Consider the following 2,952-nt stretch of genomic DNA (forward strand, 5'->3'; position numbering starts at 1 on the left):
GTTGTTCATTTGTGGTTAAGTCCTCGATCGATTAGTATCAGTCAACTCCACATGTCGCCATGCTTCCATCTCTGACCTATCTACCTAGTCATCTTCTAGGGATCTTACTCACTTACGTGATGGGAAATCTCATCTCGAGGGGGGCTTCATGCTTAGATGCTTTCAGCACTTATCCCTTCCGCACATAGCTACCCAGCGATGCCTTTGGCAAGACAACTGGTACACCAGCGGTGCGTCCATCCCGGTCCTCTCGTACTAAGGACAGCTCCTCTCAAATTTCCTGCGCCCACGACGGATAGGGACCGAACTGTCTCACGACGTTCTGAACCCAGCTCGCGTACCGCTTTAATGGGCGAACAGCCCAACCCTTGGGACCGACTACAGCCCCAGGATGCGATGAGCCGACATCGAGGTGCCAAACCTCCCCGTCGATGTGGACTCTTGGGGGAGATAAGCCTGTTATCCCCGGGGTAGCTTTTATCCGTTGAGCGATGGCCCTTCCATGCGGAACCACCGGATCACTAAGCCCGACTTTCGTCCCTGCTCGACTTGTAGGTCTCGCAGTCAAGCTCCCTTGTGCCTTTACACTCTGCGAATGATTTCCAACCATTCTGAGGGAACCTTTGGGCGCCTCCGTTACTCTTTAGGAGGCGACCGCCCCAGTCAAACTGCCCACCTGACACTGTCTCCCACCCCGATAAGGGGCGTGGGTTAGAATTTCAATACAGCCAGGGTAGTATCCCACCGATGCCTCCACCGAAGCTAGCGCTCCGGCTTCCAAGGCTCCTACCTATCCTGTACAAGCTGTACCAAAATTCAATATCAGGCTACAGTAAAGCTCCACGGGGTCTTTCCGTCCTGTCGCGGGTAACCTGCATCTTCACAGGTACTATAATTTCACCGAGTCTCTCGTTGAGACAGTGCCCAGATCGTTACGCCTTTCGTGCGGGTCGGAACTTACCCGACAAGGAATTTCGCTACCTTAGGACCGTTATAGTTACGGCCGCCGTTTACTGGGGCTTCGATTCGCACCTTCGCTTGCGCTAAGCACTCCTCTTAACCTTCCAGCACCGGGCAGGCGTCAGCCCCTATACTTCGCCTTACGGCTTCGCAGAGACCTGTGTTTTTGCTAAACAGTCGCCTGGGCCTATTCACTGCGGCTCTCTCGGGCTTGCACCCTACCAGAGCACCCCTTCTCCCGAAGTTACGGGGTCATTTTGCCGAGTTCCTTAACGAGAGTTCTCTCGCTCACCTTAGGATTCTCTCCTCGCCTACCTGTGTCGGTTTGCGGTACGGGCACCTTTTTCCTCGCTAGAGGCTTTTCTTGGCAGTGTGGAATCAGGAACTTCGCTACTATAATTCGCTCGCTATCACAGCTCAGCCTTATGTGATGATGGGATTTGCCTCATCATCAGCCTAACTGCTTAGACGCACATATCCAGCAGTGCGCTTACCCTATCCTCCTGCGTCCCCCCATTGCTCAAACGGAAAAGAGGTGGTACAGGAATATCAACCTGTTGTCCATCGTCTACGCCTATCGGCCTCGACTTAGGTCCCGACTAACCCTGAGCGGACGAGCCTTCCTCAGGAAACCTTAGGCATTCGGTGGATGGGATTCTCACCCATCTTTCGCTACTCATACCGGCATTCTCACTTCTAAGCACTCCACCAGTCCTTACGGTCTAGCTTCGCAGTCCTTAGAACGCTCTCCTACCACTGACACCAATTGGTGTCAATCCACAGCTTCGGTGATACGTTTAGCCCCGGTACATTTTCGGCGCAGAGTCACTCGACCAGTGAGCTATTACGCACTCTTTAAATGGTGGCTGCTTCTAAGCCAACATCCTGGTTGTCTAAGCAACTCCACATCCTTTTCCACTTAACGTATACTTTGGGACCTTAGCTGGTGGTCTGGGCTGTTTCCCTTTCGACTACGGATCTTATCACTCGCAGTCTGACTCCCATGGATAAGTCTTTGGCATTCGGAGTTTGTCTGAATTCGGTAACCCGATGAGGGCCCCTAGTCCAAACAGTGCTCTACCTCCAAGACTCTTACGCATGAGGCTAGCCCTAAAGCTATTTCGGAGAGAACCAGCTATCTCCAAGTTCGATTGGAATTTCTCCGCTACCCACACCTCATCCCCGCACTTTTCAACGTGCGTGGGTTCGGACCTCCATTCAGTGTTACCTGAACTTCATCCTGGACATGGGTAGATCACCTGGTTTCGGGTCTACGACCACATACTTATTCGCCCTATTCAGACTCGCTTTCGCTACGGCTCCGTCTTATCGACTTAACCTTGCATGGGATCGTAACTCGCCGGTTCATTCTACAAAAGGCACGCCATCACTCGTTAACGAGCTCTGACTACTTGTAGGCACACGGTTTCAGGATCTATTTCACTCCCCTTCCGGGGTGCTTTTCACCTTTCCCTCACGGTACTGGTTCACTATCGGTCACTAGGGAGTATTTAGCCTTGGGAGATGGTCCTCCCAGCTTCCGACGGGATTTCACGTGTCCCGCCGTACTCAGGATCCACTCAAGAGAGAATGAAGTTTCAACTACAGGGTTGTTACCTTCTTTGACGAGCCTTTCCAGACTTCTTCGTCTACTTCATTCCTTTGTAACTCCGTATAGAGTGTCCTACAACCCCAAGAGGCAAGCCTCTTGGTTTGGGCTATATCCCGTTTCGCTCGCCGCTACTCAGGGAATCGCAATTGCTTTCTCTTCCTCCAGGTACTTAGATGTTTCAGTTCCCTGGGTCTGCCTTCCATACTCTATGTATTCAAATATGGATATTGTTCCATTACGAACAATGGGTTCCCCCATTCGGAAATCTCTGGATCAAAGCTCACTTACAGCTCCCCAAAGCATATCGGTGTTAGTCCCGTCCTTCGTCGGCTCCTAGTGCCAAGGCATCCACCGTGCGCCCTTCATAACTTAACCTAAAT

The 2,952-nt window shown here is 51.9% G+C and carries 1 rRNA gene; it reads right to left on the reverse strand.

What is annotated here, in order from left to right:
- Positions 1-11: 11 nt before the first annotated feature.
- Positions 12-2,947, reverse strand: a 23S ribosomal RNA gene (locus FGG79_RS21235).
- Positions 2,948-2,952: the final 5 nt, after the last annotated feature.

It is taken from the genome of Bacillus sp. BHET2, from assembly GCF_005938125.1.
In the GTDB taxonomy this organism is placed as follows: domain Bacteria; phylum Bacillota; class Bacilli; order Bacillales; family Bacillaceae_B; genus Rossellomorea.